Origin of the sequence: Bombilactobacillus apium, from assembly GCF_013385145.1 — a bacterium.
GTDB classification, from domain to species: domain Bacteria; phylum Bacillota; class Bacilli; order Lactobacillales; family Lactobacillaceae; genus Bombilactobacillus; species Bombilactobacillus apium.
The window spans coordinates 130,554-151,554 of the sequence record NZ_JABZEC010000001.1 but is presented as its reverse complement, the minus strand read 5'-3'; the positions used below and the strand labels follow the sequence as shown (position 1 = coordinate 151,554).

Below are 21,001 nucleotides of genomic sequence, written 5' to 3'. Positions count from 1 at the left end.
AATGATTATTGAGCATTGATGAAAATTACTTCATCAGTGCTTTTTATTTATTCTAAATTCTCTCACTAAGTAGAATCAACAAACTATCCCAAAGATGATCTGTTGATCTTTTACAGTTTCATTTAAAAATAGTTACTTTATAGAACGATTAAGCCGCCAGCGGGATTTTGATAATCCGGTTTTTGAGCAGTAACAACTAATTTTTCGTTCACAAAGGCCATTAAACCTAATTCACTAAGTTCCCGACCGTAACCAGAGCCCTTAACACCACCAAAAGGCAATTCTGGCAAAGAACTCAAGAAAGTATTAACGAAAACCATTCCGGTTTCGATCTTTTGAGCGACAGTCTTTCCGTGTTGAGGATCCTTAGATACGACGATTCCTCCCAAGCCCAGTTGGGAATCGTTGGCTAATTCAATTGCTTCTTGATCACTATGAACCGCAAAAACCTGAATCACCGGTCCAAACATTTCATCATAAAAGACCGGATTAGTTGGCGCAATATCGGTCAAAATTACTGGAGCAAAGAATTGCCCGGGTAAACTGATCTCTGGAAATTGATAATAAACTTGGGCTCCACCAGTAATGGCAGTTTGAACCTGCTTTTCCAATTTTTCTTTAGCACGCTGGGAATTTAAAGGTGCTAAAGTCGTTTGTGGATCCAAGGGATTGCCTGGATGTAAAGTGGCCAGTTGTTGCTGGAGCCGTTGCAAAAACTCATTATATAAATTATCAGCAACAATAAAACGCTTCGCAGAAGTACAAACCTGACCCGCATTGTAAAGACGAACTCGCCAAGCTAACTCAACTGCTTGATCAAGATCAGCATCGCTCAAGACAACAAAGGCATCACTTCCGCCTAATTCCATGCTACTTTTTTTAAGATTTTCACCAGCAGCTCGCGCTACAGCTTGACCGCCACGCTTAGATCCCGTTAGAGCAACTCCTTGAATTCGTGGATCAGCGATGATTGTTTGCACCTGATCATAACTGAGAAATAAATTGACTAAGCTTCCTTTTGCCGCTCCGGCCTGTAAAATAAGCTTTTCAAAAGCGGCAGCTGAACCCGGAGTATTGGAAGCATGTTTCAAAATCATCGGATTACCCACCAGATAGTTAGGCGCAAAAACTCGCATAATTTGGTAGTACGGGAAGTTCCACGGCTCTACAGCCATAATTACCCCCACCGCTTGCTTTTCAACTTCCGCGGCACCAGTAGCTTGAGTTGCCAGTGGTGTAGCCGTTAATAACTGGGGGCCATGATCAGCAAAATAATCGGCAATCATCGCACATAATTCCACTTCTCCTTTGGCTTCGGACAATAACTTTCCCATATCGATGGTTACAATTTTTGCCAACTCAATCTTATTTTGGCGCAACAAGGTTGCGATTCGGTGTAATACCGCAGTTCGACTTGCTGGTTCTTCTTGACGCCACTTTTTATACAAAGCATGCGTCACTTGCAACGTCGCTTCGATTTGAGTCGCCGTTGCGTTGGTATAAGTCTGAACCACTTGATTGGTATACGGATTGACAGTTTGATAGGCCATGCTTAAAATTCCTCCTCGATCGATTAAAAGCTGGAATCCAGTTTCTTCTTGGCCAAAGCTTGCAACATAACCTAGATCAATTTCAATTAAAGAAGCTATAGATCAAATATAAACCCTTTTCATCCAAAAGACTAGCGAAAAGAAAAATGAATTATTTTTCTGTTCCTATTCAGAATAACCAGTCTAATATTCTAGTAATATCAGTCATTTAAAAGATATTAAAATTATCTAATCAGTCTCTTGATCATCTATATCTAAATGGATTAGAGACTTGATTTTCCTCTAAATTATTTCTTTTTAAATACTAGACCAATATTAAAAATAATTGTTATTTAGTTATCATCTTCCAATTTAACTACTATTCAAAGATGATTTAATTTTTCAAGTTAACATCTGTTAACTAAGAACCGTTTCTTTCATCTTTATCGTTTCGTTTCAGCTAAAGTGTTGTAAAATAAAGTTAATTATAATCTTAGTTTTCGAGGTGGCACTTTGAAACTTTTTCGACAAATATTTATAACAGCTCGATTTAGAGCCGTTCTTCAAGGATTAATTATTGGCCTTCTGACTGGTGCTGTAATTTCCAGCTTTCGCTTGATCATTGGTCAGACTCTAAAGCTAGTCCAAAAAATCTACACTCAGGCTACTTTTTCGCAATTAATCGTTCTAGGAATCTTTAATTTGATCTTAGCTATCTGCTTGGGATACTTTTTAAAGACAGAACCGCATATTGCTGGCTCCGGAATTCCGGAAGTCGAAGGCCAACTCCAAGGTAATTTTGCTTTCAATTGGTGGCCAATTTTGTGGAAAAAATTCGTTACGGGAATTGTAGCCATTGGTTCAGGACTTTTCTTAGGGCGTGAAGGACCTTCAATTCAACTGGGGGCCGGGGTTGGCCAAGGAGTAGCTACTGGCTGGAAACAAAAGGGATCTTCCCAACGAGTGATGATTGCCGCGGGGGCTGCAGGGGGACTGGCCGCTGCCTTTAATGCGCCCCAATAGCGGGCACGATGTTTGTCCTGGAAGAAATCTACCACAACTTCAGTCCGTTAGTTTGGTTAACGAGTCTCACTAGTGCCTTAGGAGCAAATTTCGTCTCCTTGAAAGTTTTTGGAGCGACACCAATTCTCCATCTGGTTTATCACCACACTTTACCAGTTGAACTATATCGGCATCTTATTTTATTAGGAATTGTTCTTGGACTTCTGGGAGTCTTGTATCAACAGGTCCTTTTAAAAATGCCGCAAATTTATACTTATACTCATCTTCCTCGAGCCTTCCAAGGCCTGATTCCCTTTTTACTCGTTATTCCTATTGGTCATTGGCAACCAAATATCTTAGGTGGCGGCAATCAATTAATTTTACAGTTAGGTCAACAAAAGCCTGCTTTATTAGCCCTGCTGATTTTATTTGGAGTCCGTTTTTTATTTTCAATGATTTCTTATGGTTCGGGACTGCCGGGAGGGATTTTTCTACCGATTTTGACTTTAGGAGCCCTAATTGGTGCTCTTTATGCTAGTTTGATGGTCAAAGTGGGCTGGCTTCCAGTAATTTATACGCAAAACTTGATTATTTTCGCCATGGCCGGCTATTTTGCGGGAATCGGTAAGGCCCCTTTTACGGCTATCTTGTTAATTACCGAAATGGTCGGTTCTTTAACTAACTTAATGGCGATGGCCGTTCTCGTCTTAACAGCTTATGTAGTCGTTGATCTTTGCGGAGGTGCTCCAATTTATGCTACACTGCTTCAACGAATGACAATTTCCCAAAAAATCCAGACAATCAAACATCTCGATCAATTAGAAATTCCCGTCTTTGCTGGCAGTCAACTAGAGGATCTTCCGGTTCGAAACTTCTCTTGGCCACCAGAAGCCTTATTGATGATCATTCGCCGCGGAGAAAGTAATATCTTGCCCCACGGAGACACCATCATCTTGGCCGGTGATACTCTGGTCCTCTTAACTGACACTAAACAACGAGCGCTAGTTCGACAACAGGTTAAACATGCTGCCCAAGGAGTTATCAATTTAAATTCCTAAATATAAATAACGGCTTACGATTAAGTCCTCTACGGAAATTGTAAGCTGTTATTTTATCTGAATGATTTTTAAAATTCCTTATCTCAAAAACAGATATCTGACTATTTTCTTTTTTCACTAACCATTAAGTAATTGAAATATAACCCTATGAAACTAATTGATCTTAAAATCAGGATTTTAAATGTTCCACAATAGTTCTCATAGCTTATAAAATAAGTGATTTCTTATCAGAATTGCCTTGATTTTGGACAAATATAGCTCCCAAAGTTTTTAGCTTCTCTCTCCTTCTAAAAATAAGAAACTCAAGTAAAGTCTAGATTCTGTAAAGATTGCTTTAAGATTTGACCCATAGCCTCTGGTGGTTCCGGATTATCTTGACTTAACCAAACATTAATAACCTGCCAAACGCCACCAGCAAATAAGTAATAAACTTGATAGTTTTAGGGTTTTTAATTTGTCTTAACAGAAATAAATCTCCTCATGCAGTTGGCAACGAGGATTGAAAGGACTTTGGCAAAAGGGGCAATACCCCTTTTGATACTGTTCAAAAGTTAAGCGCTGGCGGCAAGATCCACAAAGAACCGGCCAGCCACTCGTCTTAGAACTAGGACAAAACGGATGTTGACACAAAGCTTGATGACATAAGTAACAGGCATAATATCGGTGACACTGTGAACAGTAAAGGCCGACAATATCTGTTGATTGATGATAGTGAAGACAACGACCATCTTGGTCGACTTCTAAACCTAAAATCGATTCCATTTCTAGCTCCCTGTAATTTTTTTCACAATAATTAATCTCTTCAGCTCTTAACTAGCAGTATACTAAAAGTAAAGGAGTGATCTCTATGTTTCTGATTGATACTTCCCGGGAGGGCCAAGCTGTCTATGATCCAATCGTCAACCAATCTTTAGATAACTATTTAGTCAATGATTTACGTTTACCTGGCCATGGACTGATGGTTTACATTAATCAGCCGGCAGTAATTATTGGTGTTCATCAAAATGCCTACCAGGAAGTCGATTTACCCTACTTACATGATCATCATATCAAATTAGTTCGGCGGTCGTCTGGTGGCGGAGCTGTTTATCACGATTACGGCAATTTAGTTTTTGAAAATATCATGATTGATACGGAGACCCATTTTGGTGACTATAATTATTTTGCGGAACCAATTTTGCGAGCACTTCATGAGATGGGGGTCAAAGGTGCTCAACTCCACGGACGCAACGATTTGGTTATTAATCAACAAAAATTTTCAGGAATGACTATGTTTCAAGTGGGTAATTCCGCGGCTGCTGGTGGAACCTTGTTGTTTGACTTAAATCAAAGCGTTGCAACTCGTGTTTTAACTCCTGATCAGTCCAAACTGGCTTCCAAAGGCATCGCCTCCGTCCAAGCTCGGGTTACTAATTTGAAACCTTTTTTAGATGAACCTTATGCCAGTTATACACCAGAACAATTTCGAACCGCCCTTTTGCAAAAGATCTTCCGTGTTTCTCGCCTCGATGAAATTGAAACTTATCATCTAAGTGCTAAAGATTGGAAAATTATCGACCAGCGTCTAGCCGGGAAATATCGAACTGAGGCCTGGAATTATGGTACTAACCCGGGTTTTAAATACTACGTCAGCCAACACTTTCCAATTGGCACTGTTAGCTTCAATTACTCACTTACTGATCAGCGGATTACGGCTCTTAAAATCTTTGGTGACTTTATTAGCAAAGGTAACCTTCATCAAGTTGAACAAGCTTTACTGGGGGTTCCCTTACAGTTACCCGAACTTATTCAAGCGCTCCAACGAGTTGATCTGACCGCTAATCTGGGAGCTGTTTCCGCTATTGATTTAGCGCAACTTTTACTACAAAAAACGCCAACCATTTTGAACACTTCCAATTTTAAAGATTAAGAAGCCGTATTTTTTGGAGAATTCAATCAAAAGGGCAGTTAGGTTAATATTAACCTAACTGCCCTTTATTTTCTTCCAGATTAAGCCTTTGGTCCAACCTGATCTAAAATCTGATCAGCTAATCCTTGTAAGCTAGTAATATTGTAGCGCGCCATCGCTGGCGGTAAATCTTGAATAATTCGTAAACAAGCATCTCCTTGACCATAAGATGCGGCCCCGACTTGAACGGCATTAGCCCCAGCGATAAACATTTCTAAAACATCTTCGGCTGTGAAGACTCCTCCGACCCCAATAATAGGTAAACGAGAGACTGTTCGAACCTGACGGATCATTCGAATCGCCAAAGGATGAATCGCCCGACCAGATAAGCCGCCAGTTCCGTGAGCCAAAACGGGCTGGCGGGTACTTAAATCAAAACCTAAACCAGTCAGAGTATTAATCATCGTTAAGCCCGCAGCTCCCCCACGTTCAGCTGCTTGGGCGATAGGAACAATATCTGTCACATTAGGAGTTAATTTCATAAAGACCGGTTTTTGAACTCTTTGAACAATCTGCCGTGTTAAATCTTCGACTAATTGCGGATTAGTCCCAAAAGCCAACCCTCCTTGATCGACATTTGGACAAGAAATATTAATTTCTAGCCAAGACACTTGCGGGGCCGCTGCTAATTTTTCAGCAACGGTTAAATATTCAGCTTCGGTTGCTCCCGCAACACTGGCCACAATCGGCAAATGCGGGACGGTCTGCGCTAACCAAGGTAATTTTTCGGATAAAACTGCCTTTAATCCGGGATTTTTTAAACCAATCGCATTTAACCAACCACCCGTAGTTTCTGCCGTGGTTGGCCGTGGGTTTCCGGCACGCGTCTCCAAGGTGGTCGATTTAATTACGAAAGCTCCTAATTGCTGTAAATCAAAACTTTGCGCCATCTCTTGCCCATAAGCGGCGGTTCCACTGGCCGGCATCACCGGATTTTGTAAGGTAACTTCTGGTAAATGAACACTCAAATCAGCCATTGACTGGCTCCTTTCTATAATGGACGCGTGTAAAAGGATCGCGATTCTAAGACTTGGAGAATTGCGGCAACAGTATCTAAAGCGGTAAATAAAGGAACTGCATGGGCAATCGCATGGCTTCTAATCAGAGCCCCATCTTGAGCACTGGTTCGATCAGCCGACAAAGTATTCACAACAACTTGAATTTTTTGTTGACTTAATTCTTCGAGGAGTCCTTCGCCTTCCGCCACTTTGGCCACGACCTGTACAGGCAACTGGACATCTTGGAAAGCTTTAGCCGTTCCTGCGGTGGCTTCCAATTGATAGCCTAAATGATAGAAGCGGCGCGCTAAGGCCACGGCTTCTTCTTTATCACTATCACGCACCGTGAAAAGAACTGTCCCATGTTGAGGAACATGAGTTTTAGTTGCTTCAAAAGCTTTATACAAAGCCTTGGCCAAGTTATTATCACTACCCATAACTTCCCCAGTTGACTTCATTTCAGGTCCTAACAAGCTGTCAACATGGTTAAGTTTGGAGAAGGAAAAGACTGGCGCCTTAACATGGATTAAGTTTCCAGGTGTCACTAAGCCGTTCTCATATCCTTGATCATGTAAACTTTCGCCAAGAATAGCTCTAGTTGCCACTTGGGCCATCGAAATATCGGTAACTTTACTTAAAAAAGGAACCGTCCGGCTGGCCCGGGGATTAACTTCAATCACGTAGGCTTGCTCATTTTGAATGACAAATTGGATGTTCATCATTCCCCGGCAATTTAAGTCGTGTGCTAGTTGTTGGGTATATTGAACAATTTGTTGCTGAACCGAGGCTGAAAGATTTTGACAAGGGTAAACGGCCATTGAGTCTCCGGAATGAACTCCAGAACGTTCAATATGTTCAATAATTCCGGGAATCAAAACATCTTGACCATCACTAATGGCGTCAACTTCACATTCTCGACCAACTAAATAATGATCAATTAAAACGGGATGTTGATGGGAAACTTGCACAGCATTATGCATGTAATAATCCAAGTCTTCGGGACGTTGGACTATTTCCATCGCCCGACCGCCTAGAACATAACTGGGTCGAACTAAGACTGGATAGCCTACTTTGGCCGCAATCTTTAAAGCCGTTGCGGCATCATTAGCGGTTCCCCCAGCTGGCTGAGGAATTTTTGCGGCTTGAATTACTTGGTTAAATTCATCGCGATCTTCTGCTCGGTTGACATCTTCAACACTGGTTCCTAAAATCTTTACGCCCTGACTAGCTAAGCCAGCCGCTAAATTAATCGCCGTCTGTCCCCCAAATTGAACAATTACTCCCAGAGGTTTTTCTAAATGAACAACATTCAAAACGTCCTCTAAAGTCAAAGGTTCAAAGTATAATTTATCCGAAATTGAAAAATCGGTTGAAACAGTTTCAGGATTATTGTTAATAATAATCGCTTCATAACCAGCAGCTTGAATAGCTTGAACACAGTGCACAGTTGCGTAGTCAAATTCTACCCCTTGACCAATGCGAATCGGACCAGAACCTAAAACCAAAATACTAGGACGTTCAGTCGGCTGACTTTCATTTTCTTGACCAGAAGTACTATAGAAATAAGGCGTTTGGGCCGCAAATTCTCCGGCACAAGTATCAACCATTTTATAAACCGGCTGGCAATGTGCTTGCTCAATTAACTCATGCACTTTTTCGGAGCTTGTCTGCCATAAACGAGCGATAGTTGCTTCAGGAAAACCATTCTTTCGAGCAAGCTTTAAAATCGTTAAATCTTGCGGATTTTCTACTAAAGCTTGGCTAATTTCTTGTAAATGTTGTAATTTATCTAAGAAGAACAAATTAATCTGGGTTAGTTCCTGTAATCTTGCCAGTGAATAACCTCGCCGTAAAGCTTCGGCTAAATAAAAGAGCCGATCATCTTGCGCCTGAACTAGTCCCTTTTCCAAATGTTCTTTCCCCAAGTCATGCAAACTTGGCAAGTCCAAATCTAAAGTTCCAATCTCTAAAGAACGTACTGCTTTCATCGTCGCTTCTTCGATATTGCGACCGATAGCCATCACCTCGCCAGTGGCTTTCATTTGCGTACCTAAACGGCGATCAGCCTTGGTGAATTTGTCAAAAGGCCAGCGGGGGATCTTGCAGACCACGTAGTCTAAAGCTGGTTCAAATTGAGCATAAGTTGTTTGGGTTACTGGATTTTCAATTTCATCCAAAGTAAGGCCAACAGCAATTTTCGCAGCCACTTTAGCGATTGGATAACCCGTGGCTTTGGAAGCCAAGGCACTAGAACGGCTAACCCGTGGATTAACTTCAATCACATAATATTGATAGCTATGCGGATCTAAAGCTAGTTGAACGTTACAGCCCCCTTCAATCTTGAGCGCCCGGATAATTTTAAGAGATGCATCACGTAACATCTGAACTTCTCGATCTGAAAGAGTTTGGACAGGAGCATAGACAATTGAATCTCCCGTATGAATTCCTACGGGGTCAAAATTTTCCATATTGCAGACCACTAAAGCATGATTAGCATGATCCCGCATCACTTCAAATTCAATTTCTTTGAAACCAGCAATGCTTTGTTCAACTAAAATCTGGGTCACGGGCGATAAACTAAGCCCATTTTCAACAATTTCAGTAAATTCTTGATCATTGTGGGCAATCCCCCCACCAGTTCCCCCCATGGTAAAGGCTGGGCGAATGATTACCGGGTAGCCAGCTCGCTCCACAAAAGCCTGGGCTTGGGCTAAATTATGAGCAATCGCGGAATCAGGTACTGGCTCACCTAACTCTTGCATTAAATCACGGAATTTTTCTCGATCTTCTGCCTGATCGATCGCACTCAACTTGGTTCCTAATAGTTCGACATTTAATTCATCCAAGATCCCACTTTGGGCCAGTTCTTCTGCCATGTTTAAACCTTGTTGTCCCCCTAGGGTGGGTAACAAGGCATCAGGACGTTCTTGCCGTAAAATTTGACTCACAAACTCACGGGTTAAAGGTTCTAGATAGACTCGATCGGCAATTTCTTTATCGGTCATAATTGTTGCGGGATTAGAATTCACCAAGACAACTTGATAACCTAATTCTTTGAGGGCTAAACAAGCTTGGGTTCCAGAATAATCAAATTCTGCTGCTTGACCAATAATAATTGGGCCAGAGCCAATTACTATAATTTTTTTAATATCTGTCCGTTGGGGCATTGTTAAGCCTTCCTTTCATGATACTGAGTCATTAGCTTTAAGAAATCATCGAATAAATAGGCACTATCATGCGGACCAGGAGCAGCATCAGGATGATATTGAACTGAAAAGGCTGGATAATCTTGATGCTGTAACCCTTCAACCGTTTGATCGTTAATTTCTTCTTGCGTAATCGTTAAAGAGGTCTGGGCAACCGAAGCTCGGTCAACAGCATAACCATGATTTTGGGAAGTAAAATCAATTCTTCCAGTTGCTAGAGTTCGTACCGGATGATTGAAGCCACGATGACCAAATTTTAATTTATAGGTTTGAGCCCCATTGGCTAAGGCAAACAGTTGATGACCTAAACAGATTCCCATCAAAGGACATTGGCTTTGAATTTCCCGAATTACTGGCAAACAAGCCGTTAAATCTTGCGGATCACCTGGTCCATTACTCAAAAGAACCCCATCAGGATCGTAAGCCATAATTTCAGCTGCCGTTGCTGTCGCTGGTAAAACAGTAAAATTACAATTTCGTTGTGCTAATTCCCGTAAAATTGATAATTTAAGACCGAAATCGATGACTACTACTTTTAAACCAGTGGCAGGACCGGGATAAGGACTTTTGGTAGTACTGGTTAAAACTTGATCATGGGGCAACTCTTCTTGTTGCAACTGAGCAACAGTTTGGGGAGTTACTTCATCTACTAGGGTAGCTTTCAAAGCTCCTTTTTGTCGAATATGCCGGGTTACTGCCCGCGTATCAATGTCAGTAATTCCAGGAATCTGGTGTCGCCGTAAAAATTCGGCTAAACTAAGATTTTGCCGCCAGTTACTGGCCAGACGAGCTACTTCATGAACGACAACTCCCTGACAAGTCGGAATTAACGATTCATCATCATCACAATTAATCCCATAATTTCCAATTAAGGGGTAAGTGAACATCAGAATTTCTCCGTTGTAAGACTGATCGGTGATTGATTCTTGATAACCGGACATCCCCGTATTGAAAACTAGTTCGCCAACTGCTGAACAATCAGCTCCAAAAGCCGTTCCTGGATAAATAGTGCCATCTTCCAAAACTAAATAGCGCTTCATCTTTTATTCCTCCTCCAAATCAACCCAACGTCCAGCAACCATGGTGCGAACCACTTGACCATGCACTGGCACATTAGCAAAGGGTGTATTCTTTCCTTTGGATTTCATTTCGGATACTTTAATGGTTGTGGTTTTTTGCAGATCTAAAACCGTTAAATCGGCTGGCTGACCAACCGCAATTTGACCTGCATCAGTTAAATTAAATACTTGAGCGGGATTGGTACTCATCCATTGAATTAGTTGCTCTAAACTACAGATTCCTGGTTGAACTAAATGAGTGTACAACAAGGCAAAACTAGTTTCTAAACCGGTAATTCCAAAGGCTGAATTGATCATTGAATCACCCTTATCCCTTGCGGTGTGTGGCGCATGGTCGGTAGCGATCATATCAATGGTTCCGTCGAATAATCCCCCTAAAAGGGACTGACGATCGGCTAATGTTCGCAAGGGTGGATTCATTTTCCAAAGCGGGTTATCGTCAGTAATCATGCTGTCATCTAACAATAAATGGTGGGGAGTAACTTCCGCACTGACTGCCACTCCACGCCGCTTGGCCTCGCGAACCAGTTCAACGCTCCGAGCGGTTGACAGATGGCAAGCATGGTAGTGAACTCCGGTAGCTGCTGCCAACTCTAAGTCTCGAGCTAACTGAGCCGTTTCACTGACTTCTGGAATTCCTGGTAGATGCAAGCGTTGGGCCATTGGACCAGCATTCATTACTCCTTGATTGAGTAAACTATGATCTTCCACATGCGCCATTAAAGGCAACCCAGCTTGAGCAGCTGCCTGCATTGCTTGATACATAACTTGAGCAGATTGAATTCCCGAGCCATCATCACTTAACCCAAAAGCTCCCGCAGCTTTTAATTGGGGATAATCTCCCAGTTCATGACCTTGCCGCCGCTTGGTGATACTAGCATATTGTAAAATATGCACGACCCCAGTTCGTTGATTCAACTCTTGCATCTGGGCAATTCGCTCTGGCGTATCCGGAACCGGATCAACATTCGGCATGGCGGCAATTGTGGTATAGCCTCCATGAGCAGCCGCTAAACTTCCGGTGTGAATGGTCTCCTTATCAGTCAGTCCGGGTTCTCGCAAGTGAACATGAACATCAACCAATCCGGGAACAATTACCTTATCAGAAAACTCCACAACCGGCTTGGAACCACCGGCAATTTGGGGAGCAATTTGTGCAATTTTTCCAGCCTTAATTAAAATTTCAGCTGGCTGAAATTGCCCTTTGATTAAAACTTGGGGAGCCTTAATTATCATTGCCATTAACTTAATTCCTCCAATTGTTGGGGTGTGACTAGTCCTTGGCTAACTAACAGGTGGGTTAAAATTGCCATCCGCGCATAAACACCGTTTTCCATTTGGGTGAAAATTCGCGACTTGGGAGCTTCAACTAATTCTGAGGCAATCTCAACGTCCCGGTTAACCGGAGCTGGATGCATAATTATTGCCTGAGATTGTAAAAGTTGATAACGCTCAGGGGTTAATCCTAAATGTTGGTAATATTGTTTTGAAGAAAATTCTTCTTCACTTTGAGCTTTCAATCGTTCGTGTTGGACCCGAAGTAACATTAAAATGTCAACTTGCGGAATAAGCTGTTCTAACTCACAATAACTTCCCAAAGCTTGGAGGTCTTCTGGGAACCAAGTCTTTGGTCCACCGAAGTAAACTTCAGCCCCTAAAGTTTGGAGAAGCTGAGCATTTGAACGGGCGACTCGTGAATGAGCGAGGTCACCTACGATCCCGACTTTAAGACCCGCAAAATGTTGAAACTCTTCGTAAATAGTTAACATATCTAAGAGAGATTGGGAAGGGTGTTGTCCTTGACCATCACCAGCATTGGCCAGACTGAGCTTTAAATTTGCCTCTAGGAGTGGTTGATAATAATTAGTTTGGGGGTGACGAATAATGGCAATATTCACGCCAATTGCTTGGATTGTCTTCAGAGTATCCAATAAGCTTTCACCCTTACTCAAGGAACTAGCTTGGGGATCAAAATTTAAAACTTGCATTCCTAAGCGGCGTTCAGCCATTTCAAAACTGGTATGGGTCCGGGTACTATTTTCAAAAAATAAATTCATAGCAAAGGCTGGCTGCAGCAGTTGAATTTGCGCACCTCGTTTAAAGGCCTGGGCTAAACGTAAATATGCGGTAATATCTTGAGCGGTTAATTGTTGAACACTAACTAAATCATGTTCCATCAGAGATAACACTCCTCTTCCCAAAGTTAAATTCAATAAAAAACACCCCAAGTCTTCGCCAATTATTGTTTGCAAAGACCTGCGGTGTTTTCCGACTAGGGCTTCAAAACCATCTGTTCCTCACGGGAAACAATTAATTGGTTTCAACTATTCAAATGTTTTAAATTGGTTTCATTCTACTTGATTTATTTGTAGCTGTCAATTTAATTTAGTGCTCCCGAGAAGCTGTCGCCGAAAGACTTAATTTAATCGTCTGCGCCAACATCTGAGATAAACCCAACTCCATTAAATCTGCCACAGGAGCCTCTTTAATCTTTTTCACAGAGCTATATTTTTTTAGCAACTTAATCCGAGTTTTAGGGCCGACCCCCTTAATACTCTCTAGCTGGGAAGAAAGAGCGTTCTTACTATGAGTCTGGCGATGGTAGCTAATAACAAAACGGTGAACCTCATCTTGGATTCTTTGTAAGAGGTAAAAACCTTGACTACGACGCTCCAAAGACATTACCTGTTCTTCTGGGCCAAAGATGAGGTGTGAAGTATTGTGATGATTATCTTTAACCATTCCGGCGACGGGCAAATTTAGACCCAGTTCATTTTTCAAAACATCTTCGGCAACACGGACCTCAATCAAGCCCCCATCCATCAAAATCAAATCCGGTAAAGGCTTTTTTTCTTTTAATAGTCGCGAATAGCGTCGGTAAATAACTTCACGTGTATTGGCAGCTTCATCCGCCCCGTTATGTTCTTCCAGTAAGTTCTTAATTTTATACTTTCGGTAATTAGATTTTTGCGGCTTCCCATCGACAAAGCAAACCATGGCCGAAACTGCATCACTTCCCTGTAAGTGGGAATGGTCAAAAGCCTCAATGGTCGATCCATAAGGCACCCCAAGAGCTTCAAAAATCTGCTTTTGAGCACCAACTGTCTGCCGATTATCTAGTTCCAGTAGACGGAATTTTTCTTCCAAGGCTAACTGGGCATTATCCCCTGCCATCTTTAGAAGATCTCTTTTTTGACCTCGTTGGGGTGTTCGAACGGGAATTTGTAAAATCTCAGCTAAAGTTGTTGCCGCCATCCCTCTCGGAACCAGAACTTCTCTCGGGAAAACCCGGTTCTTACGATTATAGAATTGGAGAATGAAGGTTGCTAGCTCTTCTTCTGGAGTATTGATACAGGGAAAAATCCGCTGTTCTCGCTTCATCAAACGGGCTTGACGAATAAAGAAGACCTGAATAGAGATCCAACCTTTATCTATATAATAATTAAAAAGATCGCGTGGTGTATGATCATGTGAAATAATTTTTTGTTTCTCAACCGTTTGTTCAATATATTTAATTTGATCCCGCAATTCAGCCGCGCGTTCAAATTTCAATTCTTTAGCTGCCGTGGCCATCTTCTTCGTTAGACTCTGTTTAACTGGTCCCACTTGTCCGTTTAAAAAGCTTTTAATCTTCGCGATTTGAGCTTGATACTTTTCGACGGGAACAGTCTGAAAACAGGCTCCTAAACATTGACCCATATGATAATACAAGCACGGTCGTCCTGCATAACCATTACAACGACGTAAGGGATAAACCTTTTGTAAGAAATGCAGCGTTTCTTGAGCCGCATAAATATTGGGATAGGGGCCAAAATAAAAACCACCATCTTTTTTAATTTGACTCGTAATTAGAAGTTGCGGATCACGATCAGCGGTAATCTTAATATAAGGATACCCCGTTCCTTGCTTCAACTTAATATTGAAGTAGGGCTGATGCTTTTGAATCAAGGTGATTTCTAATAAAAAAGCTTCCTTATCAGTCGTCGTGACAATCGTTTCAAAGTCGCGAATTTGACTAACTAACTTGGCGGTCTTACCTTCATGCTCGCTTTTAAAATAAGACCGAACCCGATTTTTTAGGTTCTTGGCTTTACCAACATAAATAATTCGGGAATTAAGATCTTTCATCAAGTAACATCCCGGACGGGCCGGGAGTAACTTTAACTTATGCTCTAAATATTCGGTAGCCATCAAAATCCCTCTTTCTAGTCTTCGAAAATTATTTTACACCCCGAAGAAGTTTCGCTGATCGGCAAACTTTGCAATTCTTTCCCGGAGTCTTTATAATAACGCTTAAAGGAGTTGATTCCCATGGGACTAACTGTAAAACGCGAAAATGATTTTGGCAGCTTGTTCGATAAATTTGCCTCACTACCGGAAGATTTGAAGCAAACTGTCGAAGCAGTAGACAAAACTAAAAAAACTCAGGCGGCTAAAAAAGAGCAATCATCGCCCACAAAATAAAATTATGAAAATAGTGAAGTCCTTCTAGTTGGGCTTCACTATTTTTTAATGCTTCATCTGCTTTTCAATCCATTGCCAAACTTCTTCTCGACCTAATTTAGTCTGCGAACTAAAAAGTTGAATTTGATCCGTTTGATTTAAATCCAATCCCTGCTTAATTTGGCTTAAAGTCTTATTGTACTGGCTCTTCTTCACTTTATCCATTTTCGTCGCTACAACTAAGATTGGTAAATGGTAATAGCTAACAAACTGATACATAGAAATATCATCCGCCGTTGGTTGATGGCGGCCATCTACCAAGATGACAATCCCCTTTAAGGGCTGGCGCGTGGTTAAATATTCTTCAATCATTCGGCCAAATTCGGCGCGCTTTTTTTGGGAAACCTTAGCGTAACCATAGCCGGGAACATCAACCAGATAAAAAGCTTCGTTAACTCCATAAAAATTCAGAGTTTGAGTTTTTCCCGGGGTACTCGAAGTTCGAGCAAAATTTTTTCTTTGCAATAAGGTGTTAATTAAGGATGACTTTCCAACATTGGAACGGCCAGCCAAGGCAATCTCTGGCCAACCTTGTTCTGGATATTGCTGGGCACTAACCGCACTAAGATTCATGGTTACGTCAGTTATTTTCATGCGGCAACAACCTGACCATCTTTATCATACAGTTTTGGGGCCTGCTCTTGTTTGACCGCAGCTGTGGTTACGACTGCCTTTTTAACATCGTCGCGACTCGGAATGCGATACATAGTTTCCATCAAAGTAGTTTCAATGATTGACCGTAAGCCTCGAGCTCCAGTATGGCGTTCAATTGCTAAGTCAGCCATGGCCTGTAAAGCGGCTGGTTCAAATTCTAATTGAACATCATTTAAGGAAAACAGTCGTTGATATTGTTTAACTAAGGCATTCTTCGGTTGCGTTAAAATCGCAATTAAATCTTGGGCTGTTAACTCATTTAGGGTAGTAATTACCGGAATTCGCCCAATAAATTCAGGAATTAAACCAAACTTCATCAAGTCTTCCGGAATGACATGTTCCATAATGCTATCGTGATCCGTTAAATTTAATTTTTGAGCTTGATCATCATCGGTTCCAAAACCAATTGTCTTCTCGCCTAAACGATTTTTAATAATTTCTTCAATTCCGTCAAAAGCTCCGCCAACAATAAATAAAATGTTGGTGGTATCAATTTGAATCAATTCTTGTTGGGGATGTTTCCGTCCACCTTTAGGCGGAACACTAGCGGTGGTTCCTTCTAAGATCTTTAGTAAGGCTTGCTGAACCCCTTCACCGGAGACATCCCGAGTAATAGAAACATTCTCACTTTTCTTAGAAATCTTATCAATTTCATCAATATAGATAATTCCCCGTTGGGCATTTTCAACATCGAAATCAGCGTTTTGGAGTAACTTTAGCAAGATATTCTCGACATCTTCCCCCACATAGCCGGCTTCCGTTAAAGTTGTTGCATCAGCAATCGCAAAGGGCACTTGTAAAATCCGGGCCAAGGTCTGGGCTAGATAGGTCTTCCCGGAACCGGTGGGACCAATTAAAGCAATATTACTCTTTTGCATCGTCACGGTTTCAGCAGCATCTTCCTTGGAGCTAGTTGCTAAATTATTAATTCTTAAATAATGATTGTAAACCGCCACGGCAAGATTTTTTTTCGCCTCTGCCTGACCAATCACATATTGATTTAAAGTTTGCATAATTTCCATTGGTGTCAATAAATCTTCTACCCTGGGAGCTTCTGTGCGGTCATCATCCGAATCAGCGATAATCTGTTGGCACAAATCGACACATTCATTACAGATATAAACCCCAGGCCCTGCAATAATTTGCTTGACTTGCGCTTGGCTTTTACCACAAAAAGAACAAACAATGGAACTATTTTCATCGGTATTGTCGAACATATTTTTCCTCCAAAAAGGGATTTAAACTATCATTTTAGTATTAAAAAGAGTAGCATACAGTCATAGAAAAGTAAAAAAAAACTCATATAATTGCTTTTCTCCAATAAAATATTGAAAAGGAGTAATTTACAATGAACAAGGTTGGAATTATTGGTATTGGTCACGTCGGCGCTACTTCTGCTTTAATCATGGCTCAACGCGGTCATGTTGGTGAAATTGTCCTAGTCGATAAAAAAGAGGCCAAAGTGAAAGCCGAGCAAGCTGACTTACAAGATCAAATTGCCATTCTCGACACAGATACCACAATTACCGTTCAAGACTATGATGCCGAAAGTTGGGATCAATTGCAAGATGCCGACGTCATTATTTTTTCTGCCGGTCAAATCGAAGCTTTAGCCGATCATGGCGGCCAACGTGACTATGAACTCCAAGTCACTAGCAAAATTGCCCGCGAGATTGCTCCCAAGGTGAAAGCATCTGGCTTTAATGGCGTTATTGTCAGCATCACTAACCCTTGTGATGTTATTGCCCAAATCTTACAAGAAGAGATTGGTCTAGATAAAAGTCAAGTTGTGGGAACAGGGACTGGTCTAGAGACTGCTCGAATGAAACATGCTGTTGCCACAGCTACAGGTTATAACTACCATGATATCACAGGTTATGTCTTCGGCGAACACGGAGATACCATGTTTCCTGTTTGGTCAAGTGTCAAGGTTGCCGGTCAGCCAATCACCGACTTTCAGCTTCCTCTCGATGATCTCACCGCTAAGATTGTCGACGGCGGTTACTTAGTTTATCGGGGGAAAGCTTATACCAATAACGGGATTGCTACTCGAGCAAATGTCACCGCAGAGGCCATTTTAAACGATTCTCACCGTGCTATTCCAGTTAGTGCGTACGATGAAGCCAAGGGACTATTCGTCGGTCAAGTGGCTGTTCTCGGTCGTCATGGCATTGAGAAAGTTGTTCCTGTACCGCTCAATGAATCTGAACAAGAATTATTTGATAAATCAGCCGCTGCTATTAAAGCAAACTATGATAAGGTTCACTAATTTGTTTTCAAAATTAAATCTAAAAAAATAAGCCTATGGCTTTACTTCTCTCATTTTTGAAAGAAGCAACGGCCACAGGGCTTATTTTATTTTTGCACTGCAGAATCTGTAATCAAGTCAATTGCTGCCTTCACTGCAATATCATGGTCTAACATTTCATCTGACAGAGCTTGCTGAACAGCCTTAGGTTCCATTCCGTATTCTTCAGACAATTGTTGAACTTCAGCTTCACGTTGTTCAGGTGTAACTTTAATATCTTCGGCCTTGACAATAGCTTCTAATAACAAGCTAGTCTTAACCCGATTCTCGGCACCTTCACTGAATTGTTTCTTCAAATCAGCTTCTGTGGTTCCAGTAATCTGGAAGTACATCTTCGGATCAATTCCCTGACGTTGTAAGTTACCCAAATACTGATCGATTTGGCTTTGAATATCACTATCCAACATTGCTTGGGGTAGTTTCTCAAAACTTGCATTATCAACCGCTTTTTGAATTGCTTCGTTTTCAACAGCATCTTCAGCAGCTTGTTGCTTTTGTTTTTCTAAGCTCTTCTTAGTCTTTTCTTTTAATTCTGCTAAAGTATCAACATCTTCGTCAACATCCTTGGCAAAATCATCATCCAATTCTGGTAATTCTTTAGTTTTGATTTCATGAATCTTAGTTTCAAAAAGAGCTTCTTTTCCAGCTAATTCCTTAGCTTGGTAATCCTTCGGGAAAGTTACCTTAACTTCCACATCATCACCACTTTGGTGACCAATTAACTGATCTTCAAAACCAGGAATAAAGGAATTAGAACCTAATTCTAAGGAATAATTTTCGGCACTTCCACCATCAAAGGTTTCGCCGTCAACGCTCCCCTTATAGTCAATCACAACGGTATCGCCAGCTTCTGACTTTCCGTCTTCTTTTAAGACCAATTCAGCCTGTTGCTTCTGTAATTTTTCAATTTCAGCATCTACATCAGCATCACTGACACTACTATCTTGCTTCTTAACTTCTAGATCCTTGTAATCACCTAATTTAACTTCGGGCTCTACAGCCACGGTAGCCTTAATTTGCCAAGGTTGATCTTTTTCCATGCTTTCAACAGAAATTTGGGGTTGATCAACAGGTTTAATTTCTGCTTCAGCAACAGCATCAGAGTAAGCTTGCGGTAAGACTGCATTTAAAGCATCATTGTAAAGTGCTTCTTCACCATACATTTGATCAAACATTACTCGTGGCACTTTACCTTTTCGAAAGCCGGGAACGTTCAAAGTCTTCCGTACTTTTTTGAAAGCTGTATCTAAGCCTTGCTTAATTGTTGCTGCATCGATTTCGAATAATAATTCTCCATCTTGATCCTTATTTTTCGTCCATTTAGCTTGCGTAGCCATAATATCCCTCCGGTACTGATCATCTCTACATACTTAGCTATCTTACCTTAAATAAAATAGCTTGTAAATGTTAACCATTCTGATTCTTGCATTTGCCATAAAAAAAGAAGCCTGGCTTTACCAGACCTCCCATTTTGTTTGTTACGTAAAAATTAATCTAAAATTTCCGTAACAACACCAGCACCAACCGTATGGCCACCTTCACGAACCGTGAACTTGGTACCCTTTTCGATCGCAACTGGAGCAATTAAGTCAACTTCGAAAGTAACGTTATCGCCTGGCATAACCATTTCAACGCCATCTGGCAATTCAATCACACCAGTAACATCAGTGGTATGGAAGTAGAATTGTGGACGATAGTTGGAGAAGAACGGTGTATGACGGCCACCTTCTTCTTTGCTCAAGATATAAACTTCACCCTTGAATTTCTTGTGAGTTTGGATAGAACCTGGTTTTGCCAAAACTTGACCACGTTCGATTTGATCCCGATTAATACCACGAAGTAAGGCACCAACGTTATCGCCAGCTTCACCTAAGTCTAAAGTCTTCCGGAACATTTCCAAACCAGTGACTGTTGTTGTCTTGGATTCATCATGCAAACCAACGATTTCAACTTCGTCACCAATCTTAACTTCACCACGATCGATACGACCAGAAGCAACAGTTCCCCGACCAGTGATTGTGAAGACATCTTCAACAGGCATCAAGAATGGCTTGTCCTTGCTTCGTTCTGGAGTTGGAATATATTCGTCGATGGTATCCATTAACTTTTCAATGACCTTAACTTGTTCTGGGTCACCTTCCAAAGCCTTCAAAGCAGAACCACGGATTACAGGAACATCGTCCCCAGGGTAACCGTATTCAGACAATAAGTCCCGGACTTCCATTTCAACTAAGTCAACTAATTCATCATCATCAACTAAGTCAGTCTTGTTCAAGAAGACAACTATATAGTCAACACCAACTTGGTGAGCTAACAAGATATGTTCCCGAGTTTGAGGCATCGGACCATCAGTTGCAGCAACAACCAAAATTGCACCGTCCATTTGAGCAGCACCAGTAATCATGTTCTTAACATAGTCAGCATGTCCTGGAGCATCAATATGAGCGTAGTGACGCTTTTCAGTTTCATATTCAACGTGAGCAGTATTGATTGTGATCCCACGTTCTTTTTCTTCTGGAGCCTTATCAATATCAGAATAATCTTCTGCCTTAGCCAAACCTTTGTCAGCTAATACCTTCGTAATTGCGGCGGTTAAAGTGGTTTTACCATGGTCAACGTGGCCAATGGTACCAATATTAACATGGGGCTTAGTTCTATCATAATGTTCTTTTTCTGCCATTAAAAAAACCTCCTGTTTGTCATTAACGAGTTGTCA

The 21,001-nt window shown here is 41.4% G+C and carries 15 protein-coding genes and 1 pseudogene; 4 read left to right on the top strand and 12 right to left on the bottom strand.

The window, feature by feature from the left end; all coding sequences use genetic code 11:
* Window positions 1-137: 137 nt before the first annotated feature.
* Window positions 138-1,550 (bottom strand): NAD-dependent succinate-semialdehyde dehydrogenase, encoded by a 1,413-nt coding sequence (locus tag HU830_RS00735; RefSeq protein ID WP_176941906.1) that lies wholly within the window; start codon window positions 1,548-1,550, stop codon window positions 138-140.
* A 492-nt stretch (window positions 1,551-2,042) separates the two neighbouring features.
* Between HU830_RS00735 and HU830_RS00730 the strand changes: the two are divergent.
* A pseudogene (locus HU830_RS00730) lies at window positions 2,043-3,589 on the top strand (chloride channel protein).
* 459 nt (window positions 3,590-4,048) lie between these two features.
* On the opposite strand, the gene HU830_RS00725 reads toward HU830_RS00730, so the two are convergent.
* A complete protein-coding gene (locus tag HU830_RS00725; protein ID WP_176941905.1) occupies window positions 4,049-4,351 on the bottom strand; it encodes a CHY zinc finger protein in 303 nt (100 codons plus the stop codon).
* A gap of 85 nt (window positions 4,352-4,436) precedes the next feature.
* On the opposite strand from HU830_RS00725, the gene HU830_RS00720 reads away from it, so the two are divergent.
* Complete coding sequence (locus HU830_RS00720; protein WP_176941904.1) at window positions 4,437-5,498, top strand: lipoate--protein ligase; 1,062 nt, start codon at window positions 4,437-4,439, stop codon at window positions 5,496-5,498.
* An 80-nt stretch (window positions 5,499-5,578) separates the two neighbouring features.
* Here HU830_RS00720 and HU830_RS00715 read toward each other — a convergent pair whose 3' ends face one another.
* The 6 genes from HU830_RS00715 to uvrC form a co-directional block, all read right to left on the bottom strand.
* The gene (locus HU830_RS00715; protein WP_176941903.1) at window positions 5,579-6,514 is read right to left on the bottom strand and encodes a dihydroorotate dehydrogenase; all 936 of its coding nucleotides are present in this window, start codon (window positions 6,512-6,514) and stop codon (window positions 5,579-5,581) included.
* A gap of 14 nt (window positions 6,515-6,528) precedes the next feature.
* Complete coding sequence (gene carB / locus HU830_RS00710) at window positions 6,529-9,702, bottom strand: carbamoyl-phosphate synthase large subunit (RefSeq protein WP_176941902.1); 3,174 nt, start codon at window positions 9,700-9,702, stop codon at window positions 6,529-6,531.
* A gap of 2 nt (window positions 9,703-9,704) precedes the next feature.
* Window positions 9,705-10,781, bottom strand: a complete 1,077-nt coding sequence (locus HU830_RS00705; protein WP_176941901.1) for a carbamoyl phosphate synthase small subunit — start codon at window positions 10,779-10,781, stop codon at window positions 9,705-9,707.
* Between the two features lie 3 nt (window positions 10,782-10,784).
* The gene (locus HU830_RS00700; protein WP_176941900.1) at window positions 10,785-12,062 is read right to left on the bottom strand and encodes a dihydroorotase; all 1,278 of its coding nucleotides are present in this window, start codon (window positions 12,060-12,062) and stop codon (window positions 10,785-10,787) included.
* Window positions 12,062-12,997 carry an aspartate carbamoyltransferase catalytic subunit gene (locus HU830_RS00695; protein WP_176941899.1) on the bottom strand — a complete coding sequence of 312 codons (936 nt, stop codon included), beginning with the start codon at window positions 12,995-12,997 and terminating at the stop codon, window positions 12,062-12,064. Before HU830_RS00695 ends, HU830_RS00700 begins: the two co-directional genes overlap by 1 nt.
* Window positions 12,998-13,205: 208 nt before the next feature.
* Window positions 13,206-15,011, bottom strand: a complete 1,806-nt coding sequence (gene uvrC, locus HU830_RS00690) for an excinuclease ABC subunit UvrC (protein ID WP_176941898.1) — start codon at window positions 15,009-15,011, stop codon at window positions 13,206-13,208.
* Window positions 15,012-15,131: 120 nt separating this feature from the next.
* On the opposite strand from uvrC, the gene HU830_RS00685 reads away from it, so the two are divergent.
* Window positions 15,132-15,284: an SPJ_0845 family protein gene (locus tag HU830_RS00685; protein WP_176941897.1), complete on the top strand. Its 153-nt coding sequence runs from the start codon at window positions 15,132-15,134 to the stop codon at window positions 15,282-15,284.
* A 45-nt stretch (window positions 15,285-15,329) separates the two neighbouring features.
* Here the strand turns inward: HU830_RS00685 and yihA are convergent, their stop codons facing one another.
* Window positions 15,330-15,917 (bottom strand): ribosome biogenesis GTP-binding protein YihA/YsxC, encoded by a 588-nt coding sequence (gene yihA / locus HU830_RS00680; protein ID WP_176941896.1) that lies wholly within the window; start codon window positions 15,915-15,917, stop codon window positions 15,330-15,332.
* Complete coding sequence (gene clpX, locus HU830_RS00675) at window positions 15,914-17,194, bottom strand: ATP-dependent Clp protease ATP-binding subunit ClpX (protein WP_176941895.1); 1,281 nt, start codon at window positions 17,192-17,194, stop codon at window positions 15,914-15,916. The genes yihA and clpX overlap by 4 nt, the downstream gene beginning before the upstream one ends.
* Before the next feature lie 131 nt (window positions 17,195-17,325).
* Here clpX and HU830_RS00670 point away from each other — a divergent pair, with 131 nt between their 5' ends.
* Window positions 17,326-18,246, top strand: coding sequence for a lactate/malate family dehydrogenase (locus tag HU830_RS00670; RefSeq protein ID WP_176941894.1), 921 nt, complete (start codon window positions 17,326-17,328; stop codon window positions 18,244-18,246).
* Window positions 18,247-18,332: 86 nt separating this feature from the next.
* On the opposite strand, the gene tig is transcribed toward HU830_RS00670, so the two are convergent.
* Window positions 18,333-19,622: a trigger factor gene (gene tig, locus HU830_RS00665; protein WP_176941893.1), complete on the bottom strand. Its 1,290-nt coding sequence runs from the start codon at window positions 19,620-19,622 to the stop codon at window positions 18,333-18,335.
* A gap of 152 nt (window positions 19,623-19,774) precedes the next feature.
* Window positions 19,775-20,965 carry an elongation factor Tu gene (gene tuf, locus HU830_RS00660; protein WP_176941892.1) on the bottom strand — a complete coding sequence of 397 codons (1,191 nt, stop codon included), beginning with the start codon at window positions 20,963-20,965 and terminating at the stop codon, window positions 19,775-19,777.
* Window positions 20,966-21,001 lie beyond the last annotated feature (36 nt).

What these genes read in the sequence shown, in the direction of transcription:
- HU830_RS00735 (WP_176941906.1), bottom strand. Translation starts at nt 1,550, where the DNA reads ATGGCCTATCAAACTGTCAATCCGTATACCAATCAAGTGGTTCAGACT.
- HU830_RS00725 (WP_176941905.1), bottom strand. Translation starts at nt 4,351, where the DNA reads ATGGAATCGATTTTAGGTTTAGAAGTCGACCAAGATGGTCGTTGTCTT.
- HU830_RS00720 (WP_176941904.1), top strand. Translation starts at nt 4,437, where the DNA reads ATGTTTCTGATTGATACTTCCCGGGAGGGCCAAGCTGTCTATGATCCA.
- HU830_RS00715 (WP_176941903.1), bottom strand. Translation starts at nt 6,514, where the DNA reads ATGGCTGATTTGAGTGTTCATTTACCAGAAGTTACCTTACAAAATCCG.
- carB (WP_176941902.1), bottom strand. Translation starts at nt 9,702, where the DNA reads ATGCCCCAACGGACAGATATTAAAAAAATTATAGTAATTGGCTCTGGC.
- HU830_RS00705 (WP_176941901.1), bottom strand. Translation starts at nt 10,781, where the DNA reads ATGAAGCGCTATTTAGTTTTGGAAGATGGCACTATTTATCCAGGAACG.
- HU830_RS00700 (WP_176941900.1), bottom strand. Translation starts at nt 12,062, where the DNA reads ATGGCAATGATAATTAAGGCTCCCCAAGTTTTAATCAAAGGGCAATTT.
- HU830_RS00695 (WP_176941899.1), bottom strand. Translation starts at nt 12,997, where the DNA reads ATGGAACATGATTTAGTTAGTGTTCAACAATTAACCGCTCAAGATATT.
- uvrC (WP_176941898.1), bottom strand. Translation starts at nt 15,011, where the DNA reads ATGGCTACCGAATATTTAGAGCATAAGTTAAAGTTACTCCCGGCCCGT.
- HU830_RS00685 (WP_176941897.1), top strand. Translation starts at nt 15,132, where the DNA reads ATGGGACTAACTGTAAAACGCGAAAATGATTTTGGCAGCTTGTTCGAT.
- yihA (WP_176941896.1), bottom strand. Translation starts at nt 15,917, where the DNA reads ATGAAAATAACTGACGTAACCATGAATCTTAGTGCGGTTAGTGCCCAG.
- clpX (WP_176941895.1), bottom strand. Translation starts at nt 17,194, where the DNA reads ATGTTCGACAATACCGATGAAAATAGTTCCATTGTTTGTTCTTTTTGT.
- HU830_RS00670 (WP_176941894.1), top strand. Translation starts at nt 17,326, where the DNA reads ATGAACAAGGTTGGAATTATTGGTATTGGTCACGTCGGCGCTACTTCT.
- tig (WP_176941893.1), bottom strand. Translation starts at nt 19,622, where the DNA reads ATGGCTACGCAAGCTAAATGGACGAAAAATAAGGATCAAGATGGAGAA.
- tuf (WP_176941892.1), bottom strand. Translation starts at nt 20,965, where the DNA reads ATGGCAGAAAAAGAACATTATGATAGAACTAAGCCCCATGTTAATATT.